The sequence below is a fragment of the Streptosporangium sp. CA-135522 genome (assembly GCF_050949235.1).
Classification (GTDB): domain Bacteria; phylum Actinomycetota; class Actinomycetes; order Streptosporangiales; family Streptosporangiaceae; genus Streptosporangium.
On the sequence record NZ_CP192026.1, the window covers coordinates 6,176,850 to 6,201,821 of the forward strand.

Below are 24,972 nucleotides of genomic sequence, written 5' to 3' on the forward strand. Positions count from 1 at the left end.
CCGGGTCCTCGCGGGGCCGGTCAGGGGACGTCGGCCCGGGCTTGGCCGGGTACGGCTTCGCGGTAGCCGTCCTTCTCCTTGGCGGCGATCAGCTTGGCCGCCTCGCGGGCCGCGCGGGCCGGGTCGTCATACCGTCTGTTACGTACGGCACCGGCCGCGCCGACCTTTCCGGAGCGGGTGGAGACCGAGCCGAACGTCTCGTCGTACAGGAGCTCCCAGAACCTGGGGATCTCACCCTGCTCCCGCAGCTCGAAGTAGCGGCGCCGCACGTCGAGGTTCAACTGCTGGCCGTGGTAGAGCCGCGCCACCACGGGGGCGGCCTTCTCGATCGCGTCGGAGAAGAGGCTGAGGAAGCTCATCGCCAGCATCCACGACAGGGATCTCTCCCAGCGGAAGTCGCGTGGATCGGAGCCGGGATGGGCGAAGACTCGGCCCTCCTCGGACTCCCGGTCGGCCAGCACGATGGAGATCGCGGAGCCGTCGAGCGTCTCGACCAGCACGTCCAGCGCGCTCATCACCGGCCGGGCGGCGTCGCCCGCGGCAGGAGCCAGCCTCTGCAGGTATTCCTCTCCCAGCTGCCGCGCGACCGGCCGGCGAGACAGCACCTGCGACGGCGACAGGATCCGCATTCCCGCCCCGCCGACGGACCAGTGGGCGTGGCCGATCTCGCGCCAGAAGGCGCGCAGCGCCTCGGGGATCGGGTGCCGGCGCCCGGTTTCGTAGGCGGCGATCTCGTCGTCGGAGACGCCCGAGCCCACCTCGACCTTGATCGCGCCGATCAGGTCACCGTAGCCGTGGGCCCTCAGGTAACCGACGATCTCGGTGAGCGCCCGGACGTGCCAGGCCACGTCGCTGGGGTCGTCCCGGATCCGGTCCCTGATCCATTCCCCCACGGTCATGTCCTCGGGCCGGCGTTGGTTGTCCTGCCACTCCAGGCAGGTCAGGCCCGCGTCGCGGTCCCGTTGCGCCTCCAGCTCCCACCGTTCGTGTGCGGCGACCGCCTCCGCCTCGGTGGCGAAACGAGGACCGCCGTTGCCGATCCTCCGGTCGAACACGCAACGATAGTCGCTTGAGTTGTTCGGGCCGTCGGGGTCCGGCGTGTGGAAGGTGCGCAGGACCGCGCCCTTGCCCGGCACGTACCAGGGGCTCGTCTCGGTCATGCCGGCCGCGGCGAGGCTGCTCTTCACGCGCGCGAACGCGTCGGCTGCCGCGTCGACGCCGGGGAAGGAGAGGCCGAGACCGTTGAGCGAGCAGTTGCTCCGGCCCCACACGTAGGTCATCCGGTCGCCATAGCGGATGACCTCAACGAATTCGTCTGCCCGGCGGTCCCAGAACAGCGCACGCTCAGATATTTCGGTCACACCATCGAGGAACGCTCGCATGCGGCTATAACCGGTCGCCCGGGGTTCGAAGGGAAGGCCGGTGATCTCGTACCCGTCGAAGGCGTGCACCGCGCCGTCGATGTCGAGGAACCAGACCTCCCCGGTCGTCCTGTCATGCAGCAGCCGTCGCCGGACAGCCGTACCGGCCAGGATGCCGAGCTTCTCGTCGGAGATCCGCAGTCGTGGCGTGCCCTGGACGCGGGCGGCCGCGCTTTCCTCGACGAGGCGGCGGCGCTTGTCGTCAGCGGCTCCGGACAGGACCACCTCCAGCTGCCTGGCCAGCTCCTCCGTCTCCAGCGGGTTGTCCCACCGGATGGCGCGCGCGTGCTCGTCGGGCTCCAAGGGCGGTTCCGCGATGGAGGAGGCGAGGGCGTGTGCGGCGCGGATCAGGTCGTATGCCTTCGCGGTCAGGGCCGCCTCGATCCCGACGACGAGGGCGTACTTGAAGAAGCGGCGGGAGAGCTCCTCCACCGGCACCGGCCAGCCGACCAGCTCCTGGAGCAGTTCCACCTTCGGCGGTCCCTGCTTCACGAAGTCGGCCAGGGCGTACGCATAGCAGCCCGCGCCCGTCCCGTCCCGCCGCTCGCGCACCATGGCGAGCGCCTCGCGGTGGACCTCGGCGGAGAAGACGCCGCCGATCGCGTTGCCCATCCGCCAGAACTCGCGCCGCTCGGTGAAGAGCCGCTCGATCAGCGCGGTCCGCGACCGGGGCGTCCCCATGTTGCCGACCGCGGAGTAGAGGTTCGCCACCAGATTCTTGAGGAGGTCGTCCTCGGTCTCGCCGCGGTCGAAGACCTTCCCGCCCTTTTCCGTGGAATCGGCGAAGCGCCTGCCGTACTCGTTGAGCGCCTCGATCAGGAAGTCCTCGGCGCCCGCGTGGGCGAAGCGGTAAAGCTGATGCCCGGCGGTGTTGCGGGCGAGGATGACCGGATGCGTGAGCTGGGTGGCGATCATCGCCCTGGCCACCCGCACCGCCTGCTCGTCCGAGAGCCGGGGCAGGGCGTAGGTCTCCTTGCTGAACGGGTTGAACAGCTGGCTCCACAGCGAATCGATGGTCGTATGGCCGGCGGGCAGCTCTGCCAGGCGCATCAGCTCGTCGAAGATCTCCGGCTCGTGCGCGGACGGTGCGAGCGCCGTGAGGACCTCCTTCTTCATCTGCTTGACCGTGTAGGTCGCCATGAAGTCGGCGTCGTCGGGCTCGGCGGCGTGCTCCAGCACCCGCAGCATGACGCGGACGAGAGGGTGGCCGGGGGAGGTGATCTCGCCGGCGACGTCGGCGAGCACCTGCTGGTGGGACTGGAACGGCAGAGCCTCGAAACCCCGGGCGGCGAGTTCCCCCCGGTCGGGGTCGTCACCCGCGAGGACGGCGCGGATCGCCCACGAGCTCACCTCGGCCGCGTATTCGTCCACGTCCGCACGGTGCAGGACGCGGCGCGCGACCACCCGCGCCAACGCCGGGTCGGTGATCCTCGCGATGATCGCCGAGTGGTCGTCCGGCGTCGCCGCCAAACCCACCAGGATCGGTGTGGACGCCTCCCCCAGCGTCAGCGCCCGCTCCAGTTCGTCGGCGGGCATCAGGAACTCGCGCCCGGCCAGTCCCTGGGCGTGCCGGAGCATGGTGAGGACGTGCCGCTGGTACGGATCCCTGTCCAGCAGGAAACCGATCACCGTCTCCAGCGCGTCCAGGTCGCGAACCAGCGAATGGACCTGCCACAACACCTCCAGCACCCACGGCCAGGTCTCGCCGGTGGTGGTCGCCGTCCGCGCGAACTCGTCGGCATGGCGGCTGGCCTCCATCCCGGCGCGCCGGTCGAGCAGGGCGCGCAGCGCCGCGGAGCCGGGTGCCGCATCCATCCGTGTCGCCGCCGCGGCGACCTCGGCGTCCGTCAACGTGCCCTGCTCCAGGCCGTTGCGGACGAGCACGAACTTCGTCAGCGACCTCGCCCGGGGCTCGACCTCCATGGAGACCAGCACGGTGCGCGCCCTTTCCGCCTCGGGCGCATCGTCGCCGATGTACAGGAGCGTGAGCGAGCGGCGCGTCCTGAACCCCGGCACGATCGTCACGTCCCCGTCCAGCGGCAGCGACCCGAAGGCCGCCGCGAACGCGTCGACCAGTGGCGTACGGCACGGCGCCTGCTCGATCGCGGCGAGCACCTGTGCCCGCTGCGGCTCCATCGCCAGCAGCGACGTGTGCAGCAGCCAGTAGATCGCCAGATGCGGGTCCCCGGCCAGCAGCGGCAGCTCCGCCATCAGGCTCTTCTCCGCGGCCTCATCTGTCGGCCAGGCGGCGCGGAAATGCCCGACGGCGCTCCGTGTCAGCTCGTCATCGTCCTGGGTCGCCTGGCCTCGGTGGTCGCGCAGCGGTTGCGCGAGCAGCCAGACCAGCCACTGGTATCTCGTGGCCAGCGCCGGTGTACCGGGCGCCTCGCCGCGCCGGGCCTCCAGCCGTTCCCCGGTCCGGAAGGCATCGCGAAGCTCGTTCTCGTCGCCGCCCTTGTCCACTTCCTCCTTGAAGGCGCGCCAGTCGTCCAGCGAGGCGAAGTGGACGTAGAACTCGCGGGTCTCGTGGTCCTGCCACCACACTCGCCCGTCCCCGCGGACGTCCAGCAGCGTGTAGTTGTCGCCCTCGTCGTCAAGGACGAAGAAACCCGCGAGCGTCTTGTCGATCGCCCCGAAGTACGAATAGTTGCTCCCGAGGTGCGCTTCGACGAGATCGTCGGCAAACGGGTCGGTCAGGTGCTCCACCGACGCCGCGGCCGTCTCCGGTGTGATCGGCAGCCCGTAGAACCAGCTGATCGGGTCATGCTCGTCCATCGACGATTCCTCACTCATGTGTCGACATCTGGAACATCAGCCATCGGCGGATCGGCCGACGGCTGTGTCACGTGTGGTCAGGTGTGCCGTGCCCGTGGAGATGGCAGGGCCTGTCGCGCTGGGCGCCGGCTCTGCCGCGACGACCGGGACGCGATCGGCGACGGGCGGCTACGACCTGTCAGGCGGGCTCGGGACCGGCGGGGCAGTGAGCACCGCGAGGCCGAACCGCTCCTCCGCCTCCGCGGCATTGATGATGCGATGCCCGGGCGGTGAGGTCGCGGTATTGCTCATGCCGCGGATGCTAGAGCCTGCGCCGGACATTCCCGTGATCTCGTTCACCGATCCGGTACGGCACGGGCCCGCCGGCCCGGCCGGTGAAGTGCTTCACCGGCCGGTGGTGACATGCCTGGTCCACCGGTGACACGCCTGGTCGACAAGGCAGAGAAGCCGGCCCGCGCGCCAGACAGGGCACCGTACGCGCTCTTCGACACGACCCACCGATCCGTACCAGACGCCGTAAGAGGACAAGACATGTCGCATCCCGCCGACAGTCCGTGGCGCATCCTTTTCATAATCATCGGTGAGGTGCTGGTCTGGGGAACCGGCCGCATCCTTGCCAGCGCCAGCGACGTGCCTGGTGCGCCTGGCGTGCTCAACGCCATCACCGGTACGGTTCAGTGGATCGGCCTGGCCGCCATCGCAGTGGGCGGACGGCGAGCTTGTCGTATCTCGTGGCCACGGCGCGATGACGCTTGAGGCGGTTGATCCCGCACTCGACCGCATGGCGCTGTTTGTAGTCGCCTGTGTCGAACCTCGGTGGCCGGCCGCCGCGGAAGCCGCGGTTCTTGCGGTTGGCGATCCGGCCATGTTTCTCCGGGATCGTGCAGCGGATCCCACGCCGACGCAGGTAGGCACGGTTGGCGCGGGAGCCGTAGGCCCTGTCGGCACGGACCTTGTCCGGCCGGGTACGCGGCCGTCCCGGGCCGCGCCAAGGTACCCGGATGTAGTCCAGGACAACCTGAAACCGCGGAGAGTCCCCGCACCGGCCGGCCCTGACCACGAACGACATCGGCTTTTGGGCCTGCTCGACCGCCAGGTGCAGCTTGGTGGTCAGCCCGCCCCGTGAGCGTCCGAGCCCGTGGTCATCGGGCTCGGTGAAGACGCCGCCCGGGCGGCTCGACCTGCAGATCCCCCTTTTGCGGGCTCCGGCCGCGTGCTGGTGCGCGCGGGCGATGGTGGAGCCCACCGAGATGTCCCAGGTGATCAGGCCCTTCGCATCGGCCTGGGCCTGGAACTGCTCGAAGATGCGATGCCAGGTGCCATCGCGCTGCCGGCGGCGAAACAGCCCGTACACCGTCTCCCACGGCCCGTACCGTCCGGGGAGGTCCCACCACGGTATGCCGGTACGGGTCCGAAACCGTATGCCGTTGATCAGTCGGCGCTTGATGTGCACCGCCGGTCGGCCAGGTCTGATGCCCTTCGGCGGCAACGGTTCCAGCACCGCCCACTGAGCGTCAGTCAGACCTCCCCGAGCCACGAGAAATGATCATTACATGACTATGATCCACTTCTGAAACAGGCCCTAGAAGGCCGCTGAAAATCTTGCTGGTGGAGGGGTGTTTCGCACTGCGATGCCCCTGCTCGCTATGCGCCGGCAGAGGCGATCACCCAGGCGCCGTTCATACGGGTCAGTCCAAGACTGATCAACCGGCGAAGGTTGAGGGCGGCGGCGCGGGTGTGGAGCCAGGCATCGTTCTTGATGGCACCGATGTAGCGCAGGCGGCGGTTGCCGCGCGCCACGATCCAGGCGACGCCGCGCTCGACGGGTGCTCTCCAGCGGCGGTAGTCGGCTCGCCAGGTCGCATCGGTGGCGGCCCGGCGGCGGGCATCGGCCATCAGGCCGTGATCCGGGCGGATGGTCACGATGCGCCCGGCCTTGGCCGTGGTGCACCGCTCACGCAACGGACAGCAGGCGCACCTGTCACCGAACAACGCCTTGCGCTGATGATGCCGCCCGGCCGCGGGTGACAGCACGACGGTGTGTCCCGCAGGACAGCTCACCGTGTCGGCGACGGTATCGATGGCGAAGTCGTCCAGGGTGAATCCGCCGGGGATGGCCGGCCGCAGCGGGGCAGGCTTGATCACCAGCCGGTGCCCAGCCGCCTGCAGGCGACGCCGGGCATCACCACCGTCGTAGGCGGCATCGGCGAAGACCTGCACCGGTGCCCGCTCATCGGCCAGCAGGTCGGCGGCGACGGTGGCCTCGTGATGGGCCGGCCCGGATCCGGGCCGCAGCGCAACGGCGGTGAACAGGCCGGTCTCGGGCTCCACCACCAGATGGGCTTTGAAACCGTCTTGACGATGAGCGCGGGTCTTATGGATGTGCCGGGCTTCGGGATCGATGGTGGAGATCATCCGGTCGGGTGCGGTGCGCCGGGCGATGCGCCAGCGCCCGTCGCGGCCGTCGGAGCCCTCGGCGGGCTCCACATCCTGGTAGGCGACCAGGGCCAGCAGGCCGACCGCGTCGGTGGCCTTGTGGTCGAGCGTCTGCTCGGGGAGGCTGGCCAGCAGCCGGATCGCATCACCCACCAGATCGTCCACCAGCGCCGCCCGGGCCTGCTCGTCGTTCCAGGCGATGCGCGGCTTGCCCGCCTCGGCGTAGTCGCAGGCGGTGCACTGCGCAGCGGCGATCGGCGCGGCGCCGGGCACCTGGCGGATCACCCGGCGGATCGCGGCGATCAGCTGGGTGACGGTGTCTTGGGTGGCCACCGCATCCTCCAGCACCGCCGAGTCCAGTGCGCGCCGCTGCCGGCTGGTCAGCACGCCGGTCGCGGCGATGACCGCACCGATCACGGTGAAGATCCGCTGGGGATCGGCCGAGCGGGCCAGCCGACGCCGGAAGTAGGTCAGCAGCGACGGATCGAAGGCGCTGTCATGCAGCCCCAGCCCGCAGGCGGCCTTCCAGCGCAGGTCACAGCGCAACTGCTGGACGGCATCGAAGTCCGAGACGCCATACAGCGTCTGCAGCAGCACCGCAGCGGCCAGTACCTGCGGCGGCATACTCGGCCGCCCGTTGGGTGAGGGATACATGTCGGCGAACATCTCGGCCGGCAACAACACCTCGCGGTGCTCGGCCAGAAACGCGAACACGCTGCCTTCGGGGATCAGCTGCCGGCAGGTGGCCCACACATCCGGGCCGACCGGCTCTCCAGCCCACTCACCTTGCATAACACCAGTCTGACCCCGCCATCATTCGAGGCGAGGTCAGCCCCCAACATCTTCAGTGATCTTCTAGGAGGGGTCCCGGCAGTAACGGTGAAATTTTCAACGGATATGCAGGTCAACGCTTCACCTTCCAAGCTGTGCTCGAAGGTCCTTAAGAAGGCGCTGACCTGCATATCCGTTGTTTCTTGCGCTGTTACTGCCGGGACCCCTACGAGGATCGCAACCTGATCGAGCGGTGCTTCGCCAAGCTCGAGCAGTGGCGAGCCGTTGCCACCCGGTATGACAAGCTCGCCAGCCGGTACCCCGCCGGTGCCGCCATCGCTTCACTCATGCTCTGGCTCCGCCACACCGAATTATCAGACATGCCTCAGCAGCCTCCGGGCCTATCTCGGGTAGGGCTGCGGAGAGCGCCGCAGGCCGCGAACCGCTACGGCGTGATCGCGTCGGCGGCCGGGGTCGCCTGCTTCAGTAGTCGCCATCCCAAGGGCGCCAGGGCCAGCCACATACACAGGACCGCGAACGGCATGAGGACCTGACGGCCGGGTCCGTCCAGCACTTCGTAGCTGATGAACAGGACCAGGGTGGCCAGGATGAGCGTCAGGGTCGTCCTGCTGATTCGCTTCAGGACGGCCAACTGAATGATCAGGACCAGGAACCCCAGGTAGACAAGCTGGGTGCCGAATCCATACAGGATCGCCTCGGCTGCCGGGATGCTTCGGATCTGCTGGTCCAGGACCTCCCACTGCGCATGATTGTCGGTGGCGAATCCGACATACAGGTCGACGACCATCTCGGCGATCGAGGCGGTGACGCTGATCAGCGCCACCGCCAGACTCACCCTGGCGAGGATCTGCCCGGCACCGCGGCTTCGGACCCGGCGAAACAATTCGACGCAGGCGATGGCCAGCAGCACGAAACCGATGAGCCACACCGAATGCGCGATCGTCGACCATGGCTCGACTCCTTCGTTGCCGCCGAATCTCATGAAGGTCCAGCCGCCCAGCTGCCCGGCCGGCGCCAGGATGAGTGACCACCCGGCGATTCGTTTCCAGATCATGGACCCGACCCTAGCTTTACAGAATTTTTTCTGCAAGTTTTTCTCTGCATGAATTCTTCTGCATAATTGTCTCGGTATGGCTAAGCTGGTCAGATGTCCACCGAACCGGTCATGCACACCCCGGCGGCGATGAAGGCACTCGCCAACCCACTGCGGCGAGAGATCCTCAGGCACCTCGCCAATCACGGGCCGGCCACCTCCACCACGCTGGCCAAAGCCATGGGTCAGAACACCGGGACCACCAGCTACCACCTGCGGATGCTGTCCGATACCGGTTTCGTGACCGAGCTGCGCGACCGCGCCAAAGGGCGGGAACGTTGGTGGGACGTCGTCAAAGCCGACCGGCGGATGCCTGCCCGCGAAGAACTGACCGACGCCGAGCAAGACCTCGCCGAGCGACTGGGCGACTCCAAGCTCGCCGAGGACCTACGGCTGCTGTCAGCCTTCGCCCACAACCGGGACGAGGCCGGCGACTGGCAGCAAGGGTCCCGCGCCAGCACTTTCATGACCGAGGCGCAGCTCAAGGAATTCCACGAGGAGTACCTCAAACTGGTGCACCGCTTCAGCATCGACCGCGACAACGCACCCGCCGACGCTCGGATGATCCTGCTGCGCTGGATCGGTTTCCCCGACCCCCGCGGCTCCTGATCCCCTCCGCCCCGACGTCTTGGTCGCGGGAGATGCCGACACGCCAGGGCACGGGGGCCCGGTAGTAACGACGCAGGAAACAACGGACATACAGGTCAGCGGCCCGCCTTCCAAGCTGTGCCCGAAGGTCCTCAAGAAAGCGCTGACATGCATATCCGTTGAAAATTTCGCCGATCCTACCGAGACCCCTTCACGACGCCCCTCCTATTACCAGCGGAAACTCGTACACCATCTCCGTGGACGCAACCCGAGGACGGTCGGGCCTTCGATAGCTGCTGGTCAGGAATCGGCGGCGCCCATGATGAACCGGGCTGGCCGGTCTGGGCTCAAGCCGACCCCGCGCGGCGCCGTAGCGCCCGTCGGATCAGAGCCGGCGCGAGCCCGATGCCGATACTCCCCACGGCCGCCGCCGCGGCCGGCAATGTGGCGCGCCAAGGCCAGGCCGGGCCGGTGAGGGCGAGATGAGAGGAGGGGTACTCGGAGAACTTCGCGGTGACCAGGGCTGTACGGCGGTCGCTGTGCTCGGCGAGGTCACGCAGGACGGGGTCGAAGCCGAACTCGCCCGTGTGCCGTCCGCCGCCGGGAAGCTGCGCTGTGAGCTCATGCCGGTGTGCCCAAGCACTCAGTGGCGCATCGATGGCGGAGGGGTCAGTGAGGCCGGGGACAACAAAGCGGTCCACTCCATGGGAACTGGTACCCGCGGGTCTGGTGACCAGGACAAGACCGTGACGGGTAGTGACGGTGTCCCGGGCACCGAGCACCACCGTCCGGGCGGTGAAGGACACCCCGCCGTAAGCCTCGAAGGCCGCCGCGGCGTCGATCTCGCCGATGCCGTCGACGAGGCCGATGCCCACGGTGGGCCGCAGCCAGGGGAAAGCGGCGTTCAGCGCGTACGGCAAGTCGCCGAGTTCGAGGCTGTTGGCCGGGATCGCCGTCGGGCCGTCCGCCGTCCAGCCCGGATAGGACAGCCCTCTGCCGATCCGAGCGGCCTCGTCCTTGCCTGCCAGTTCCTCCACCACCCGCAGCGCCCCGACTGTACCGGAGGTGATGCCGGCGGTGGTGGTGATGCGGCCGTCCACGACGTACCGTTCGCCGCGTTTCCAGTGCACTTGGGGGTAGTCGCTCTGTAAGGCGCCGATGTTGGACCAGAAGGATGTCGCATTGCGGCCGTCCAAGAGTCCGGACGCTGCCAGCAGTTCCGAGCCCGCGCACACGCCCAGCACGCGTGCGCCTCTGCGATACCGCTTTACGATCCAGTCCCGCAGCTTCGCCTCCCCGCCGTCGGTCGGGTCTGTCACCGCGGGCACGACCACGACGTCAGGCTCGGGCAGCGCACCGCTTTCCACATCGGCCAGGGTGTAATCAGGCAGCAGGTGGGCCCCACCGGACAGAGCAGAGACACGGCGCTCGGCGGCCACGGAATATACGAAGAATTTTTCCGCCTCGGCGAACACCTCATATGGCGCCAGGACGTCGGTGGCCACGGAACCTGAATTGCTGACCACCACGGCGACGGTGACCCGACTTGCGGGCACCGTCCGTGGAGCCGGCCAGTGGCCTTTCTCGAATCCGTGCCATGCGGGGGCGAAGCTGTCAGCCATCGACGCGCTCACCCCGGCGACGGCGATTCCGGCGAACGACGTTAACGACAGCACCGTACCCAGCAGTACCCATCCGGCACGGCGCGCGAGCCGACCGCGCCTATTCGGCTTAAACAAGACATCCTCCATGTCCGGGCGCGCTGCAACAGCGCTGCGCATCACGGCCCCAAGCGGGGAGAAACGAGAACAGATAGAGAGCCGAGAATGAGGAAGGGCGGCTTGCGGGGACGCCTTAGCCGACGGGTCGCAGCCGTGTGCGGATTCGGGATGGCGGGGCGCCGAACGCGTCGGTGAACAACCGACGCAGCTGCCGAGCGTCCCGCAAGCCACAGCGGGCGGCGACCGCCTCCACCGTAAGGTTGGTCTCGGCCAGCAGGGTGTGCGCCATCTCCAATCGCAGTTGCCGCTGGTAGGCAAGAGGGGTTATCCCGGTGGCCGTGGTGAAGGCCCTGGTCAGACCGCGTGGAGACAGGTGAGCCACGGTGGCGAGTTCGGCCAGTGTGTGCGGGGCGTCCAAGTGTTGGGCGAGATGGTCCTGCACCCGGTGAACGGCGGGCTGCAGATGGTCGCGGTAGCGCAGAAACGGGCTGATCTGCGCGGTGTCGCCGTCTCGGCGCAGATAGAGCACCAGCTCACGGGCGACGGCTGCGGCCAGTTTCGGTCCGTGCTCGCGTTCGACGAGGGACAGTGCGAGGTCGATGCCCGACGAGACGCCCGCGCTGGTACTGACTCGCCCGTCGTGGACATACAGCGCCGCATCCCGCACCCGGGCCGCCGGATACCGTGTGCGCATCGCCCCGGTAAGCGACCAGTGGAGTCGTGCACGCCCGGCCGTCCAGCAGCCCGGCTTCCCCCAGTACGGCAGCGCCGCTACACACCGACGCCACGCGCGTCCCCTCGTCGTACGCGTGCCGCACCCACCGCGCTGCCGCATCGGACGCCAGTCGGTCAGAACTGGTCAGACGCGGCCCAGGCACGAGAACCAGATCACCTTGCCCCGCCTCCACCGCCGCCAGGTCGGCCAGCCCGGACAGCCTCAGACCCTGCGCCGAACGCACTTCAGCGCTGTCCGCGGCGTACTCCAGACGGTAACCGGCACCCAAGTGGGTCGCCGCGTCGAAGACCTGAACCGGGCCACCGAGGTCCAGTAGATTCACCTCGGGCAGCACCAATACCACCACCCGCCCAGTCCCACGGCTCGTCGCTTCGCTCACCCTGACACAGTAAGCATGCGCACTCCCCGCTCACGAGGACACCGAGGGCCTTGAACCGGACGTATCTGGCAACGTCGACATCTCACGCGGCCGGATCCCGCCACCGGCGCCGGGATCGGCCGGCTGTGCCTGGAGATCGCCCCGGCGTATGTGTCCGAGGCCGCTGCCATCCCGGTGCTGGCCCGGTTCGCACTCTGGCTGACGCCGGCGTACGGGCCCGCGGTGCTCGGCCCCGTCAGCTCGCGGCCTGCCCGCCGCAGAACACCTCCTTGATGAGCTTCTGCGTCGACTCCCATCGGACCCAGATCGCCAGTCCGGCGCCTGAGCTCCAGGCGCCGGGGCGTAGTAGGGGTGACGCTTGCCGTGCGGGACCGGGTCAGGGAAGGGGAGCGTCGCGGGCGTTGATCCACAGCTCGTACCACTCGGTGTGGGTGAGGTCGGGTTCACGCTGGACGGCGTCGGCGCAGGCGCGGATCAGCTCGGGGCGGGTAGTGCCGATGATCGGCGCGATCCCGGCCGGATGGCGTTGCAGCCACCACAGCACGATCGTGGCGGGTGTCGTGTTCTTGGCTTCGGCCAGACGCACGATGAGCTCGGCGGTGGAGTGCTCGGCAGGGGTTTGCTGACGGCCGGTGAAGCGGCCCTGAGCCAGCGCGCCCCAGGCCTGCAGGGTGATGTCATTGGCCCGGCAGTATTCGAGTGTCCCGAGCGGGAAACCGCAGGCCGCGGCCTGCGGGGTGTTGACCAGGACGCCCGCCTCGACCCAGTCGCGCCGGTGCAGGCTCATCTCGAGTTGGTTGAACTCCAGGGGCAGGTCCAGGTGAGCCTGGAGGTCGGCGATCTGGGCGGCACCCATGTTGGACACGCCGAAGCGCCGCACGAGGCCCTGGCGGTGCAGCGACGTCAGGGCCTCGGCCATGTCTTCGGGATCGGCCAGCGGATCGGGCCGGTGCAGGAGCAGCACATCGATCACATCGGTGCGCAGCCGGGTTAGGCTTTCGTGGACGCGCTGGACGATGCGCGAGCCGCGCAGGTCGTACAGGCCGGGCCGGTCGGCCCGCGCCAGGCGGATACCACACTTGGTCTGCACGATGATCTTCTTACGCAGGTCCGGCGCGCGGGCCAGCACCTCCCCGAAGACCGCTTCGGACTTGCCGAGCCGGTAGATGTCAGCGTGGTCGAACGCGGTGATGCCGCTGTCGAGCGCCGCGATGATCGCCGCCTCCGCCGCGGCGATGTCGAACGCCCCGTAGGGCGTCTCGTCCCAGGAACCGCCCAACCCCATGCATCCGTACACCACCCTGGCCCGCGTGGCGACTTCACTCAGCACACTCGCTCTCTTTCCTGTGGGTGTGGGCCGCGACCCAGGCCAGTGCGACACGCCCCCGGCATCGCACCGCGTGCCGCGGTGGTGTCGGAAAGAATCAGGTGGTCCATGAAGACAGCCTGCATCCTGGAGTGCACACCAAGTCAAACCGGTGGTCCCGGCTGACCTGCTGGTTGACCGCGGCCAGCGTGGGGTCCCGGCTCTGGTCCAGAGATCATCCCTTTGGTAAGTCCAGGTGTGTCGGCGCCCTCACTCAATAGGATCTCAGTGCGCGGCGCCCAACACCGTAAGGGTGGCGGCGAGTTGCGGGTCCGCCCGCCCTGCCTCCGCCAAGGCGGCGTTCAGCGTCTTGTCGTAGGTACGGCTCGCCTCGGCGTATCTGGCCCGGCCCCTCTCGGTAATGACCGTGTAGACCCCCCGCTTGTCGTCCGGGCACGGATCCCGGTAGGTGAACTCCGCCACGTTCAGTCGCGCCACTAGGCGGGTCACCGAACTCTGGTTGAGCCCGATCCTGTCGGCCAGCTCCTGCATGCGCAGCTCGCTGGTGGGAGAGGCGGCGAGGTGGCCGAGCGCACGGAACTCTGACAGGCCGAGGCCGTGTCTTCGCTGCAGCGCGGTGGCGAGTTCGCTCTCCACGCCGGCGTGTAGAAGGAGGATGTGCTGCCAGGTTGCGGCAATGTCCGAGACGGGCGGCGCGGGGGCTGCGGGGGCCATGGGACCTCTTCGTTCTTAGGGCCTTGCCGATCTTTCCTGAGACCGGCTTGACAGAAGCATACATGTACATGCAACCTTCTTCTCGTTGGCAAAAACTTGCACGTACATACAAATAGGAGTCTACGATGGCCTGGATCTACCTGCTCATCGCGGCCGTCTTCGAAGTCGTCTTCGCCCTGGCCACCAACGCCACCGAGGGCTTCACACAACTGTGGCCGTCCCTGCTCACCGCCGCAGCGGCGGCCAGCGGGATCTTCTTCCTGAGCCTGGCACTGAAGACCCTGGACGTCGGCGTCGGCTACACGGTCTGGACCGGTATCGGTTCGATCGGCACCGTCGTGCTCGGCTCTGTGATCTTCGGCGAGGAATTCACCCGGGGGAAGGCCCTGGCCTTCGTCCTGATCATCGGCGGCGTGCTGGGACTCAAGCTCGCCGACCGCCTGTCCGCGGCCAAGCCGTCCGCCGCCTGATCCCCCTATACCTGAAGGAACATCATCATGGCTTGGATCTATCTTTCCATCGCGATCATCTTTGAGATCGGCTTCGCGCTCGGCACGAACGCCACCCAGGGCTTCACCCGGCTCTGGCCATCCGTCTTCACCCTGCTGTCCGCCGCCGGCGGCGTCTTCACACTCAGCCTGGCGCTCAGGACCCTGGACGTCGGCGTCGGCTACACCATCTGGACCGGCATCGGTTCGATCGGCACCGTCATTCTCGGCGCCCTCATCTACAAGGAGAAGATCACCTCCGCCAAGCTCGCCTCGTTCGCCGCGATCATCAGCGGCGTGGTGCTCCTCAAGATCGCCGCAGGGATCTGACCCCGCGATGCCGAACTCGAACGCACCTGCCTGGCTGACCGAGCGCCTCACCCAAGCCGTCGCCCTGGCCACCACCGAAGTCGAGTCAGGCGGCATCCCGTTCTCCGGGCTCGTCGTCGACGGCGCAGGAACCGTGCTCGGATCCGGAGTCAACCGGGTCAGGGCGCACCGCGACCCCACCGCCCACGCAGAAATCGTCGCCCTGCGCGACGCCGCTCGCAGGCACGGACCCCACGCCCTCGCCGGAACCATCCTGATCGCCTCCGGCGAGCCCTGCCCGCTCTGCTACATGACCGCACTGTGGTCCGGCGTCGGACAGGTCGTCTTCGCCGCCGACCGGCACGCCGCCGCGGCCGCCGGATTCGACTACGCCTCCTCCTACGACCTGTTCGCCGTCCCCGTGGAGCAGTGGCGGCTGTCCCCGCTGCACCTGCCCGTCGACGGCGCGCAGGAGCCGTTCCGCGTCTGGCTCGCTCGCTGAAAGAAGTCCCTCATGACCGTACGCATCAAGGTCTGGTCCGACTACGTCTGCCCCTTCTGCCTGCTGGCCAAGCAGCCGCTCGCCGAGGCCACCGCCGGCCGCGACGTCGCCGTCGAGTGGATGCCGTTCGAACTGCGGCCCGAGCCCACCCCGACGCTGCGCCCGGAGGGCGACTACCTGCGCGGCATCTGGTCGCGGGTGGTCTATCCGATGGCCAGGAGCCTGGGCGTCGGCATCCGGCTGCCGGACGTCTCGCCGCAGCCGTACACGCGCCTGGCCTTCGAGGGTTACCGGTTCGCCAAAGAGCACCACCTGGCCGACGCCTACAACGACCGCATGCTGCAGGCCTTCTTCGAGGACGGGCTCGACATCGGCGACCTCGACGTGCTGGAGAAGCTGGTCGCCGAGCTGGGGCTGCCCGCCACCGCTTACCGCGCCGCATTGGAAAGCGGCCGGTACGCCCAGGCCCACCGAGCGGCGCTGGCCGAGGCTGCCGCGCACCGCATCACCGCCGTCCCCACGATCCTCATCGAGGACATCAGGATCGAGGGCATGCCCAGCCAGGCCGCACTGGACGAGGCCATCAACAGGGCCGCAGCCAAGCAGAGCGTCCGCCTCGCGCCCGGCCTGGCCTGCTCGATCGAGGGATGCTGAACGGCCGTAGCACAGTCAACTCCCGGCGCCCGGAAGAGCGGAGGCTCAACTGAATGGTTTTCAGCGGGCGGTCATCGCCCCTGACGCTTCCAGCGAGCGCAGTGGCCGGTAGCCGGTGGCGTCAGCTTGGCCAGTTCGGTGTCGATCTCCACGGTGATGGTGCCGAAGAAGCTGGCGGTCTCGCTGCGGGCCGGACTGATGTGGGCCGGCGCCTCGTCGTTGACGTAGCGGCCCGCGGCCACCGCCGGCCCCGGATGGTCGGTGGTCCAGAGGTCCCGGTAGTAACGGCGCAGGAAACAACGGATATGCAGGTCAGCAGCCCCTCTTCCAGGCTGTGCGCAAAGGCCCTTACCGGGGATCTGACCTGCATATCCGTTGAAAATTTCGCCGTTACTAGTAGTACTTCGTTAGGTTGATTTGATCTTCGGTGGTGGGTTCGGCACGCTGCCCGCGTGAACGTGGAAGAGATCGAGCGACTCCGGGGTGAACTGGCCGCGTTCGTGGCCGAGGTGTTCGCGTCGGTGCCGCGCAGGGATCAGCGAGCCAAGGGCGACTGCTATCTGCGGGGGCTGATGCTGGATGGCCGACGCAAGTCGATCCAGCCGATGGCCGAGCGGCTACCGGACGGCGACATGCAGGCCTTGCAGCAGTTCGTCAACCAGTCGCCGTGGGAGCACGCCGCGGTGTTGCGCGCGGTGGCCCGCAAGACGGTCCCGATCGTCGGTCCACAGGTGTGGGTGATCGACGACGTGTCGTTTCCCAAGGACGGGAAGATGTCGGTGGCAGTGGCCCGCCAATGGTGCGGGGCGCTGGGCAAACAGGCCAACTGCCAGGTCGCGGTCAGCCTGCACGCCGCATCCGACACCGCGTCCGTGCCGATCTCCTGGCGGCTGTTTCTGCCGCGGGAGTGGGCCGGCGATGCCGGGCGCCGGGCCAAAGCGGGGGTGCCCGAGAGGGTGGAGCACCGGGAGAAGTGGCGGCTGGCCCTGGACCTGATCGACGAGGCGATCGACTGGGGCCTTGTCCCGCAGGTGATTGTCGCCGACGCCGGATACGGCCAGAACACCGCGTTCCGCCACGGCCTGGCCGAGCGGGGGCTGGACTTCGTCGTCGCGGTCCGCTCCGACGAATCGGCGCACCCGCACGATGCGGTGCCCGCCAGACCCGCTTGGAGCGGCACCGGGCGCAAGCCTGCCGTCCGCTACCGCGCCCCGGCGTCGTCGCTGAAGGACCTGGCCGCGGAAACGGGTCGCAAGGCCTATCGGCAGGCGACCTGGCGGAAGGGTTCCGAAGGGCCGATGCGCTCCCGATTTCGAGTCCAAAGCGTGCGTCCGGCCGGTGTCGCGGCCCGCACCCAGGCCAGGGCCCAGGCTGAAGGAGCGGCGCTCTGGGACGGGGTACTGCCTGCGGTGACCCTGCTCAGTGAATGGCCGGTGGGCGCCTGGGCGCCCACCGAGTATTGGCTGACCGGCCTGGGTGAGCAGGTGCCGCTGCGGCGCCTGGTCGGCCTGGCCAAGATGCGCTGGCGGATCGAGCACGACTACCGGGAGATGAAGCACGGTCTGGGGCTGGACCACTTCGAGGGGCGTACCTGGCGGGGTTGGTACCACCACGCCACCCTGGTCACCGCCGCTCATGTCTTCCTCACCCTCCGGCGTCTGGACCCAAAAGCCCTGGCGCCGGCCTGACCTTCTACCAAGTCCTGGCCGCGCGCCAGGACCTCATCCGCGCATGGACCGGCGCGTGTCCCACCTGCCACCGTGACATACCTGCCGCAGCACGGCCAGAACACCATCCACCCGAACCAACCTAACGAAGTACTACTAGGGTGCCGTTAAGAAACGTGTCATCAGCCGCCGACCGCAACGTCGTTGCAGGTCAGGAAGGTATTCCCGCATAGAGGCATGGAATAACGGTATTACCCCCAAGTGACGACTTACTGTGTCATGGTTGCTACATCCAGTGGCATCGAGCAGAAGGGGGGACAGTCCAGTGCCCTTCGATGACATCGACAGGATGCGCAAGAACCAACGGGATTACGAGCACCGGCAGATGGTCCGGGGGACGACCGAAAGGTCCGATAAGGGCCGTACGCCGACCGCATGGGAGGATATGGGCCCATTTGGGGTCATAATCTCAATTATAGGCATCATTGCACTCTTGGTCATCATGGCGAGCCATCGGTAAGCGCCGGCCACCATAGGGGTGCCGTTAAGAAACGTGTCATCAGCCGCCGACCGCAACGTCGTTGCAGGTCAGGAAGGTATGCCTGCATAGAAGCATCGACTTATCGGTCCCACCGCAACTCCTCGATGCGGGGGTGGACCTGCAATGGAACCGGAACGCACGCCAAGCCGGTTCCATTGCAGGTCCGCCCCCGTGCCCGCCGCACTGGGCTGCCGCTACCGCCTGGATTCGGGGACGGTGGCGCACCTGGACGAGGCGGCGTGCACCCTGGTCACCGCGCCCTGTCGATGCCAGCTGTAGGTCCCACTGCGGGTCCCCCGGGGAGATTTCGAGCGTTTCGAGCGGCCTCCTACGCGTGCGCGCGTAGGGATGTCACAGAGGCGCTGGCGACGATCGCCGCTGCGGCGCGCTCGGCCTACGCGGGCGGCTCGAACCTGCGGGTGCGCTCCTCGGGCATCGTGCATGAGGTTGCGATGACCCGCTGGTTGACCCCCACTCGGATCGGCGTCACCAGGGGCAAAGTAGCCGTCTGTAACGATGGTGACGGCGTGAGTCGCAGAAACGGTCATTTCTGCGATGGTCCTGTCATTCGCGGGTGCCACGGTCAGCTCGGTCGACGTAGTCCTGCGACGAGGAGCTCGACCAGCCGGCGTGCGTCGTAGCGACGGTCGCCGTCGGCGCCGATGCAGAGGTTTCCGACGCCGCGCATGAGTTGGTAGGCGTCGAGGTCGGGGCGGATCTCGCCGGAGGCGGCGGCAGCGTCGAGGAGCTGGGTGCACACCGGCAGGAGGCGGTCGAGGAAGTAGGCGTGCAGCGTCTCGAAGCCGGTGTTGTCGGCCTGCAGTGCGGCGGCGAGGCCGTGCTTGGTGACCAGGAAGTCGACGAAGAGATCGACCCACCGTCCGAGGGCGGCGTGGGGCGTCGGGCTGGACGTCAGCAGGGCCGGGCCGGCCTCGGCGCAGGCGTCGACCTGGTGGCGGAAGACGGCGATGATGAGGTCCGCCCGGGTGGGGAAGTGGCGGTAGATCGTGGCCGTCCCGACGCCGGCCTTGGCCGCGATGTCGCGTACCGGCGCTTCCACGCCTGACGTGACGAAGATCGCGGCGGCCGCGTCCAGCAGGGTCTGCTGGTTTCGCCGGGCGTCCGCGCGTTTGGGCCGGGCTGCATGCCCTGTGCGCCGGTCGCTGTCGTTCACCGCACTTCCCTCCGTTGCCGAGTTGGCTAAACGGGACAACGTTCCGTATCGTTAAACGGGACATGGTTCCACTTACTCATGATGTCATGAGCAGGGGCCGACAACCAAGCCATGCGTTGCCACCACGCTTCATCCGCAATGGAGGAACACGATCATGCAGTACCGCACCTTGGGCCGCACGGGTGTGCAGGTCAGCTCCCTCGCGCTCGGCGCGATGAACTTCGGCAAGATCGGGCGCACCACCCAGGACGAGGTCACCGCCATCGTCGATGCCGCTCTCGAGGGCGGGATCAACGTCATCGACACCGCTGACGCGTACAGCGGCGGCGAGTCGGAAGAGATGGTCGGCAAGGCCATCTCCGGCCGACGCGAGGACATCGTGCTGGCCACGAAGGCGAGCCTGCCGATGGGCGCCGGGCGCAACCATCAGGGCAGTTCGCGCCGCTGGCTGGTCACCGAGCTGGACAACAGCCTGCGCCGCCTCGGTGTCGACCACGTTGATCTCTACCAGATCCACCGGTGGGACCCGAATACCAGCGACGAGGAGACCCTGTCGGCGTTGACCGACCTGCAGCGCGCGGGAAAGATCCGTTACTTCGGCTCCTCGACGTTCCCCGCATACCGCATCGTGCAGGCCCAGTGGGCCGCTCGCGAGTATCACCTGAGCCGTTACGTCACCGAACAGCCCAGCTACTCGATCCTGCAGCGCGGGATCGAAACCCACGTGCTGCCGGTGACCGAGCAGTACGGGCTCGGTGTGCTGGTGTGGAGCCCGTTGGCTTCGGGCTGGCTGTCGGGGGCGATCCGCGAGGGCCGGGACATCACCACCAGCCGCTCCACGTTCATGCTGCAACGCTTCGACACTGCCATCCCCTCCAACCGGGCCAAGCTCGATGCCGTCGAGCAGCTGGCCAAGGTCGCCGACGAGGCCGGCCTGACCATGATCCAGCTCGCGCTCGGATTCGTGACCGCGCATCCGGCCGTGACCAGCGCGCTCATCGGTCCCCGCACACTGGACCACCTGCACTCGCAACTCGCCGCCGCTGAAACCATGCTCTCCGCCGACGTGCTCGACGCGATCGACGCGATCGTCGCCCCCGGCACCGACCTGGCCGCGCATGAGAAGAACGACACCCCGCCCGCGCTGCTCGACCCGGCACTGCGGCGCCGCTGACCGCCGGGTCCACCGCGCCAACCACGCAAAGAAACTGAACGGAAGCACTTCCATGTCCGACTCGAACACCGCGAACGCGCAGAAGATCGCGGGTGCACCCACCACGGTGGTATCCGGAAAGCCGGTCGTCCTGTCCGGCCTCCCAGTAGCCATGGCCGTGGAAACAACGACAACGCAGGTGCGGAAGATCGCTTCCCGGCTGGTGATCCGCACCGGCAGGAGAGTTCACAAATTCTGAAGGTGTGGAGCAAGCAACCGGAAAGAAGTCACTGAGCGCGTCCCGAATGCTTTTCCCCAGAGCTGTGTGAGCGTCGCCGCCTTCCAAAGATGCGACGATAAGCTTTCTGATCAGCAGGGCGTCCGCGTCAGCCATCGCTCATGGACCGCTCCGACGGGCGAAACGCGGGTCGGAGGGATCGGCCGCGTCGCGGCGAGAGATTTCTCCGGGGCCGTGTCGATCCGCGGGCCGCTCGTTCGACGTGTGGGTGCGAGGGCCGAGAGGCGGCCCCGCCGGACGAGGAGAACGCGATGCCGAAGTACCTGCTGATCATGCGGGGCACCGACGAGTCGAACGCGGCCATGATGGCCGACATCGACGAGATGATGGCCACGACTCACCAGTTCATCGAGGAGATGGTCAAGGCCGGCGTTCTCCTCGCGGCGGAAGGGCTGGACGATCCGGGCCAGGGCGTCGTGGTCGACTTCAGCGGCGAGGCCCCGGTGGTCACGGACGGGCCGTACGGCGAGACCAAGGAACTGTTCGGGGGCTTCTTCCTCCTCGACGTCGCCTCGAAACAGGAGGCGGTCGAGTGGGCCAAGCGGGTCCCGGCGGCCCCCGGGTCCAAGATCGAGGTCCGGCGGGTGCCCGGGAGCGACGAGGTCCCGCAGGTCGACGAGTGATCATCAAGGACTGGGCCGGGCGCGAGAGCAACGGCCAGATCTGATGGGTACAGCCGATGTCGAGGCCGTCTGGCGGATCGAGTCGGCGCGGATCGTCGCCGCGCTGACCCGGTTCACCGGCGATTTCGGGCTGGCCGAGGACGCGGCCCAGGAGGCGGTGGCCGAGGCGCTGGTGTCGTGGCCGCTCGCCTCTCCGGCTAATCCGGCCGGCTGGCTGATGGCCACGGCCCGGCGGCGGGCGATCGACTCGATCCGCCGCCGGACCGCCCTCCAGGACCGATACGCCCTGCTGGCGGCCGACTTGGCGGTTGACGAAGAAATCGATCCCGACAAGATCGATGACGACGTGCTGGCGCTGATGTTCGTCAGCTGCCACCCGGTGCTCTCCCCCGAGGCCCGAGTGGCGCTGACCCTGCGCGTGGTCGGCGGCCTGTCCAGCGAGGAGATCGCCCGCGCGTTCCTCGTACCCGTGCCGACCGTGCAGGCTCGCATCACCCGGGGCAAGAAGACGATCGCGGCGGCCGGGGTGCCGTTCGCGCTGCCGCCGGCCGCCGAGCGCCGGGAGCGGCTGGGCGGCGTGCTCAGCGTCCTCTACGTGATCTTCACCGAGGGGTCGACGGCCACGTCGGGCGACCGGCTGCTGCGCCCCGACGTCGCGTATGAGGCGATCCGGTTGGCCCGTACACTGGCCGCGCTGCAGCCGGACGAGCCGGAGGTGCACGGCCTGCTGGCGTTGTGCGAGCTGACGGCCGCGCGTTTCCCGGCCCGGACCGGCCCGGACGGTTCGCCGGTCCTGCTCGACGAGCAGGACCGGCGGCGGTGGGACTTCTCGGCGATCCGCCGTGGGCTGGCCGCGTTGGCCAAGGCATCGGCTCGCGGCCTCGGCCCCTACGGCCTGCAGGCCGCGATCGCCGCCACCCACGCGTCGGCGTCCTCGGTCGAGGCGACCGACTGGGACCGGATCGTGGTGCTCTACGAGGCACTCGGCCGGGTCGCACCCTCGCCGGTGGTCGAGCTCAACCGGGCCGTCGCCGTTGCCATGGCCTCGGGCCCGGCGCAAGCCCTGGCCATCGTGGACGAGCTGATCGCCTCGGACCGGCTCCCCGGTTCGCATCTGATCCCGACCGTACGCGGTGAGCTGCTGGCCCGACTCGGACGGCGACCCGAAGCGCGCGCCGAGCTGGAGCTGGCGGCCCGGCTGTGCGCCAACCAGCGCGAACGCTCAGTGCTGCTGCGCAAGGCGGCCATGCTGAGCTGACTTCTCCAGCTCGGCCAGCCGGGACTCAAACGCGGCCCGGATGCCGTCGATCGCATCGGCCCCGACGGCCGAATCCCCGAATGCGGACGGCGGGAGCGCGGCGAACCCGGGGAGAAACTCGCCCACGGTCGGCGCGTAGACCTTGTCCGGGACCGACCGCGGCCCAGGTGCTTTGTCAGGCCAGGGTGGCAGCAACGGTTCGATCAGATCCCATGGGTCGTCGGCGACCCACGCCTCACTCGTGCTCCACCGAGCGAGGCTGATTTTCACATCGTGGCGCTGATCAACATCTATTCAGCAGATCGTGTCAGGGACTTTAAGCATTGCGCGGTAGTTAAGCGCCGTACACCCTCGTCTCGGCAGAAGTGCGCATCGCACATCGTTCATAGCCGCGTTTGACCTGCGGTGTCGTTCTTGGCGTTCAAGCTTGGACGGATGACACATCGGGTCCTGGCTGGAGGGCTTGGAGGTTGTGCGTCATACGCTCGAGGACGCTGACGGCCGTCCGGTACTCCTCCATGGAGATGCCGGACATCGACAGCTGGCGGAACACGTCGATACGGTCGGCGACCGTGGTCAGTCGCTGACGGCCGTCAGGGGTGAGGGTGAGCCGGTCCGGTGCGGGGCGAGTCGCCCAGCCATCGGCGAGGACGGTGTCGATGGCGGCGGTCAGGGTGGGGAGGTCGGCGTTGGCCGCCAGGACGGCCAGCACGTCGGTGTCGGTGATCTGAGGGGTGTCCTGGATGACGTTGAGGACCTGCCAGGCGATCCGAGTGAGGCCGAATTCGTGCAGCATGCCGTTCATGTGGCGAGTGAGGGCCTTGTCAGTGCGGTTGAGCCAGTAGCCGATGGGCTTCATGGTGATCTCTTCTCAGTGATGTCGGGGCTGGGCTTTGCGGGGCATGAGCCGGACCAGGCCACAGCAGGCCAGGACGAGAGCGGCGACGACGACCAGGCTGGGGGCGGTTCCGCCTGCGGTGTGGAAGTAGACGGTGGTGATGGCCGCGGCGCCGAGGCTGTTGGCCAGTTGCTGGACGGCCGACAGTGAGCCGCTGGCGCTGCCGGACTCGACCGGGTCGATGTCACCCAGGGTGACCTGGTAGATGGTGCCGAAGCAGGCGCCCAGGCCCAGGCCGGCGACGAATACCGGTCCGATGAGCGCCCATGTGGCCAGGTCGGCTCCCTGGGTGTACACCAGGGCGAGCAGGGCCAGAGTGCCGGTCAGGGTGAGGAGCAGGCCGAGGAGGATCAGGGTACGGCCCAGCCGGGCCAGGAGGTTGTGCGCGGCGATCGAGGCGACGATGATGCCTGCCGCGAGCGGCGCCAGCCCGAGGGAGGCCTGCGTCGGTGTGCGGTGCAGGACGTCCTGCAGGAACAGGGACAGAACGAACAGCAGGCCGGAGACCGCGGCGTAGAAGACCAGGCCGAGGATCAGGCCGGAGATGAAGCCGCGGTTGGTCAACAGGGAGGGCTCGATCAGCGGACTGGCCGCGGCACGCTGACGCAGGCAGAACACGGCGAAGAAGACGGCGCCCGCGGCCAGGCAGAGAATCGGGGTAAGCGTCCAGCCGTGGCTGGAGCCGTCGATCAGGCCGTACAGCAGGCCGAGCATGGTGGCGGCGAGCAGGCCGGAGCCGAGGCCGTCGAGAGCGACCGCCCGATCACCGGTGTCGCGGGGCAGGAGCCATACGGCCAGGCCGATCGCCAGTCCGCCGAGCACGATGTTGATCAGGAACATGGATCGCCAGCCGAGGCCGAACAGGTCGGCGTCGATGAGGAGCCCGGCGAGGATGGGGCCGCCGATGGCCGACAGGCCCAGGGCGGGGGCGAAGACGCCGAACGCCTTGCCGATCTCGTCGCGTGGGAACACCGCGCCGAGGATGCCGAACCCCTGGGGGATCACCAGGGCGCCGAAGGCTCCCTGGAGCAGCCGGAAGACGATGACGGAGGCGGGGCCTGCGGCCAGGCCGCAGGCAACGGAGGCCAGGGTGAAGCCGGTGATGCCGACCAGGAACAGACGGCGGCGCCCGTATTTGTCGCCGAGTCGTCCGCCGATCACGAGCAGGACGCCCATGGCCAGGGCGTAGCCGGCGCCGAGCCATTGGATGAGGGCGTCGCCGCCGCGCAGGTCGGCGGCGATGGTCGGGGCGGCGATGTTGGTGATGGTGGCGTCGAGCAGGTCGAGGATCGCGGCGAACAGGACGACGGCCAGGACGGCCCAGCGTCGGCGGTCAGCGGTTTGCGGTGGCGTGGGTGCCAGGAGCGGGTTCATGGGGATGCCTCTGAAGGAGGGAGGGAGGACCTGCCCTAAGCGGGAGGCCCT

Annotated in this window: 22 protein-coding genes and 2 pseudogenes; 10 read left to right on the top strand and 14 right to left on the bottom strand. The window is 68.2% G+C overall.

The window, feature by feature from the left end:
- Positions 1 to 20: 20 nt before the first annotated feature.
- The 5 genes from ACQPYK_RS29590 to ACQPYK_RS29610 form a co-directional block, all read right to left on the bottom strand.
- Positions 21 to 4,196, bottom strand: a complete 4,176-nt coding sequence (locus ACQPYK_RS29590; protein WP_433237785.1) for a WGR domain-containing protein — start codon at positions 4,194 to 4,196, stop codon at positions 21 to 23.
- Between the two features lie 168 nt (positions 4,197 to 4,364).
- Entirely contained in the window at positions 4,365 to 4,487 is a 123-nt protein-coding gene (locus ACQPYK_RS29595; protein WP_433237788.1) for a hypothetical protein, read from the bottom strand.
- Between the two features lie 370 nt (positions 4,488 to 4,857).
- A complete protein-coding gene (locus ACQPYK_RS29600) occupies positions 4,858 to 5,733 on the bottom strand; it encodes an IS5 family transposase (protein ID WP_433237791.1) in 876 nt (291 codons plus the stop codon).
- A 107-nt stretch (positions 5,734 to 5,840) separates the two neighbouring features.
- Entirely contained in the window at positions 5,841 to 7,424 is a 1,584-nt protein-coding gene (locus ACQPYK_RS29605; protein WP_433237794.1) for an IS1182 family transposase, read from the bottom strand.
- A gap of 424 nt (positions 7,425 to 7,848) precedes the next feature.
- Positions 7,849 to 8,478, bottom strand: a complete 630-nt coding sequence (locus ACQPYK_RS29610; RefSeq protein WP_433237797.1) for a hypothetical protein — start codon at positions 8,476 to 8,478, stop codon at positions 7,849 to 7,851.
- A 93-nt stretch (positions 8,479 to 8,571) separates the two neighbouring features.
- Here ACQPYK_RS29610 and ACQPYK_RS29615 point away from each other — a divergent pair, with 93 nt between their 5' ends.
- Complete coding sequence (locus ACQPYK_RS29615; protein WP_433237800.1) at positions 8,572 to 9,126, top strand: ArsR/SmtB family transcription factor; 555 nt, start codon at positions 8,572 to 8,574, stop codon at positions 9,124 to 9,126.
- A gap of 326 nt (positions 9,127 to 9,452) precedes the next feature.
- Here the strand turns inward: ACQPYK_RS29615 and ACQPYK_RS29620 are convergent, their stop codons facing one another.
- The 5 genes and pseudogenes from ACQPYK_RS29620 to ACQPYK_RS29640 all read right to left on the bottom strand — a co-directional run bounded on the left by ACQPYK_RS29620 (position 9,453) and on the right by ACQPYK_RS29640 (position 13,982).
- Positions 9,453 to 10,886, bottom strand: coding sequence for a DJ-1/PfpI family protein (locus tag ACQPYK_RS29620; protein ID WP_433237803.1), 1,434 nt, complete (start codon positions 10,884 to 10,886; stop codon positions 9,453 to 9,455).
- Positions 10,887 to 10,959: 73 nt separating this feature from the next.
- Positions 10,960 to 11,520, bottom strand: a complete 561-nt coding sequence (locus ACQPYK_RS29625; protein WP_433237806.1) for a GlxA family transcriptional regulator — start codon at positions 11,518 to 11,520, stop codon at positions 10,960 to 10,962.
- Positions 11,521 to 11,602: 82 nt separating this feature from the next.
- Positions 11,603 to 11,941: pseudogene (locus ACQPYK_RS29630) on the bottom strand (DJ-1/PfpI family protein); the annotation flags it as partial.
- A gap of 376 nt (positions 11,942 to 12,317) precedes the next feature.
- Entirely contained in the window at positions 12,318 to 13,271 is a 954-nt protein-coding gene (locus tag ACQPYK_RS29635) for an aldo/keto reductase (protein WP_433237810.1), read from the bottom strand.
- Between the two features lie 261 nt (positions 13,272 to 13,532).
- A complete protein-coding gene (locus ACQPYK_RS29640; protein ID WP_433237813.1) occupies positions 13,533 to 13,982 on the bottom strand; it encodes a MarR family winged helix-turn-helix transcriptional regulator in 450 nt (149 codons plus the stop codon).
- Positions 13,983 to 14,107: 125 nt separating this feature from the next.
- Here ACQPYK_RS29640 and ACQPYK_RS29645 point away from each other — a divergent pair, with 125 nt between their 5' ends.
- From ACQPYK_RS29645 to ACQPYK_RS29660, 4 genes are read left to right on the top strand one after another with little or no spacing between them, the layout of a single operon-like run.
- Positions 14,108 to 14,452, top strand: coding sequence for a DMT family transporter (locus tag ACQPYK_RS29645; protein WP_433237816.1), 345 nt, complete (start codon positions 14,108 to 14,110; stop codon positions 14,450 to 14,452).
- 27 nt (positions 14,453 to 14,479) lie between these two features.
- On the top strand, positions 14,480 to 14,800 hold the full coding sequence (locus ACQPYK_RS29650) for a DMT family transporter (protein ID WP_433237819.1): 321 nt from the start codon (positions 14,480 to 14,482) through the stop codon (positions 14,798 to 14,800).
- Between the two features lie 7 nt (positions 14,801 to 14,807).
- Positions 14,808 to 15,281, top strand: coding sequence for a nucleoside deaminase (locus ACQPYK_RS29655; protein ID WP_433237822.1), 474 nt, complete (start codon positions 14,808 to 14,810; stop codon positions 15,279 to 15,281).
- Between the two features lie 12 nt (positions 15,282 to 15,293).
- Positions 15,294 to 15,935 (top strand): DsbA family oxidoreductase, encoded by a 642-nt coding sequence (locus ACQPYK_RS29660; RefSeq protein WP_433237825.1) that lies wholly within the window; start codon positions 15,294 to 15,296, stop codon positions 15,933 to 15,935.
- A gap of 71 nt (positions 15,936 to 16,006) precedes the next feature.
- On the opposite strand, the gene ACQPYK_RS29665 is transcribed toward ACQPYK_RS29660, so the two are convergent.
- Positions 16,007 to 16,177: a hypothetical protein gene (locus ACQPYK_RS29665; protein WP_433237828.1), complete on the bottom strand. Its 171-nt coding sequence runs from the start codon at positions 16,175 to 16,177 to the stop codon at positions 16,007 to 16,009.
- A gap of 210 nt (positions 16,178 to 16,387) precedes the next feature.
- Here ACQPYK_RS29665 and ACQPYK_RS29670 point away from each other — a divergent pair, with 210 nt between their 5' ends.
- Positions 16,388 to 17,623: an IS701 family transposase gene (locus ACQPYK_RS29670; RefSeq protein WP_433237831.1), complete on the top strand. Its 1,236-nt coding sequence runs from the start codon at positions 16,388 to 16,390 to the stop codon at positions 17,621 to 17,623.
- 1,103 nt (positions 17,624 to 18,726) lie between these two features.
- On the opposite strand, the gene ACQPYK_RS29675 is transcribed toward ACQPYK_RS29670, so the two are convergent.
- Positions 18,727 to 19,317 (bottom strand): TetR/AcrR family transcriptional regulator, encoded by a 591-nt coding sequence (locus ACQPYK_RS29675; protein ID WP_433237834.1) that lies wholly within the window; start codon positions 19,315 to 19,317, stop codon positions 18,727 to 18,729.
- Between the two features lie 154 nt (positions 19,318 to 19,471).
- Between ACQPYK_RS29675 and ACQPYK_RS29680 the strand changes: the two genes are divergently transcribed.
- From ACQPYK_RS29680 to ACQPYK_RS29695, 4 genes and pseudogenes are all read left to right on the top strand, one after another.
- Entirely contained in the window at positions 19,472 to 20,491 is a 1,020-nt protein-coding gene (locus tag ACQPYK_RS29680; RefSeq protein ID WP_433237837.1) for an aldo/keto reductase, read from the top strand.
- 52 nt (positions 20,492 to 20,543) lie between these two features.
- Positions 20,544 to 20,729, top strand: coding sequence for a hypothetical protein (locus ACQPYK_RS29685; protein ID WP_433237840.1), 186 nt, complete (start codon positions 20,544 to 20,546; stop codon positions 20,727 to 20,729).
- A gap of 290 nt (positions 20,730 to 21,019) precedes the next feature.
- Positions 21,020 to 21,435 (top strand): annotated as a pseudogene (locus ACQPYK_RS29690) (YciI family protein).
- Positions 21,435 to 22,649, top strand: coding sequence for an RNA polymerase sigma factor (locus ACQPYK_RS29695; RefSeq protein ID WP_433237843.1), 1,215 nt, complete (start codon positions 21,435 to 21,437; stop codon positions 22,647 to 22,649). Before ACQPYK_RS29690 ends, ACQPYK_RS29695 begins: the two are co-directional and overlap by 1 nt.
- 421 nt (positions 22,650 to 23,070) lie before the next feature.
- Here ACQPYK_RS29695 and ACQPYK_RS29700 read toward each other — a convergent pair whose 3' ends face one another.
- Together ACQPYK_RS29700 and ACQPYK_RS29705 are read right to left on the bottom strand one after the other, a co-directional pair.
- Positions 23,071 to 23,508: a MarR family winged helix-turn-helix transcriptional regulator gene (locus ACQPYK_RS29700; protein ID WP_433237846.1), complete on the bottom strand. Its 438-nt coding sequence runs from the start codon at positions 23,506 to 23,508 to the stop codon at positions 23,071 to 23,073.
- A gap of 12 nt (positions 23,509 to 23,520) precedes the next feature.
- A complete protein-coding gene (locus ACQPYK_RS29705; RefSeq protein WP_433237849.1) occupies positions 23,521 to 24,921 on the bottom strand; it encodes an MFS transporter in 1,401 nt (466 codons plus the stop codon).
- Positions 24,922 to 24,972: the final 51 nt, after the last annotated feature.

What these genes read in the sequence shown, in the direction of transcription:
- ACQPYK_RS29590 (WP_433237785.1), bottom strand. Translation starts at nt 4,196, where the DNA reads ATGGACGAGCATGACCCGATCAGCTGGTTCTACGGGCTGCCGATCACA.
- ACQPYK_RS29595 (WP_433237788.1), bottom strand. Translation starts at nt 4,487, where the DNA reads ATGAGCAATACCGCGACCTCACCGCCCGGGCATCGCATCATCAATGCC.
- ACQPYK_RS29605 (WP_433237794.1), bottom strand. Translation starts at nt 7,424, where the DNA reads ATGCAAGGTGAGTGGGCTGGAGAGCCGGTCGGCCCGGATGTGTGGGCC.
- ACQPYK_RS29610 (WP_433237797.1), bottom strand. Translation starts at nt 8,478, where the DNA reads ATGATCTGGAAACGAATCGCCGGGTGGTCACTCATCCTGGCGCCGGCC.
- ACQPYK_RS29615 (WP_433237800.1), top strand. Translation starts at nt 8,572, where the DNA reads ATGTCCACCGAACCGGTCATGCACACCCCGGCGGCGATGAAGGCACTC.
- ACQPYK_RS29620 (WP_433237803.1), bottom strand. Translation starts at nt 10,886, where the DNA reads ATGCGCAGCGCTGTTGCAGCGCGCCCGGACATGGAGGATGTCTTGTTT.
- ACQPYK_RS29625 (WP_433237806.1), bottom strand. Translation starts at nt 11,520, where the DNA reads ATGCGCACACGGTATCCGGCGGCCCGGGTGCGGGATGCGGCGCTGTAT.
- ACQPYK_RS29640 (WP_433237813.1), bottom strand. Translation starts at nt 13,982, where the DNA reads ATGGCCCCCGCAGCCCCCGCGCCGCCCGTCTCGGACATTGCCGCAACC.
- ACQPYK_RS29645 (WP_433237816.1), top strand. Translation starts at nt 14,108, where the DNA reads ATGGCCTGGATCTACCTGCTCATCGCGGCCGTCTTCGAAGTCGTCTTC.
- ACQPYK_RS29650 (WP_433237819.1), top strand. Translation starts at nt 14,480, where the DNA reads ATGGCTTGGATCTATCTTTCCATCGCGATCATCTTTGAGATCGGCTTC.
- ACQPYK_RS29655 (WP_433237822.1), top strand. Translation starts at nt 14,808, where the DNA reads ATGCCGAACTCGAACGCACCTGCCTGGCTGACCGAGCGCCTCACCCAA.
- ACQPYK_RS29660 (WP_433237825.1), top strand. Translation starts at nt 15,294, where the DNA reads ATGACCGTACGCATCAAGGTCTGGTCCGACTACGTCTGCCCCTTCTGC.
- ACQPYK_RS29680 (WP_433237837.1), top strand. Translation starts at nt 19,472, where the DNA reads ATGCAGTACCGCACCTTGGGCCGCACGGGTGTGCAGGTCAGCTCCCTC.
- ACQPYK_RS29685 (WP_433237840.1), top strand. Translation starts at nt 20,544, where the DNA reads ATGTCCGACTCGAACACCGCGAACGCGCAGAAGATCGCGGGTGCACCC.
- ACQPYK_RS29695 (WP_433237843.1), top strand. Translation starts at nt 21,435, where the DNA reads ATGGGTACAGCCGATGTCGAGGCCGTCTGGCGGATCGAGTCGGCGCGG.
- ACQPYK_RS29700 (WP_433237846.1), bottom strand. Translation starts at nt 23,508, where the DNA reads ATGAAGCCCATCGGCTACTGGCTCAACCGCACTGACAAGGCCCTCACT.
- ACQPYK_RS29705 (WP_433237849.1), bottom strand. Translation starts at nt 24,921, where the DNA reads ATGAACCCGCTCCTGGCACCCACGCCACCGCAAACCGCTGACCGCCGA.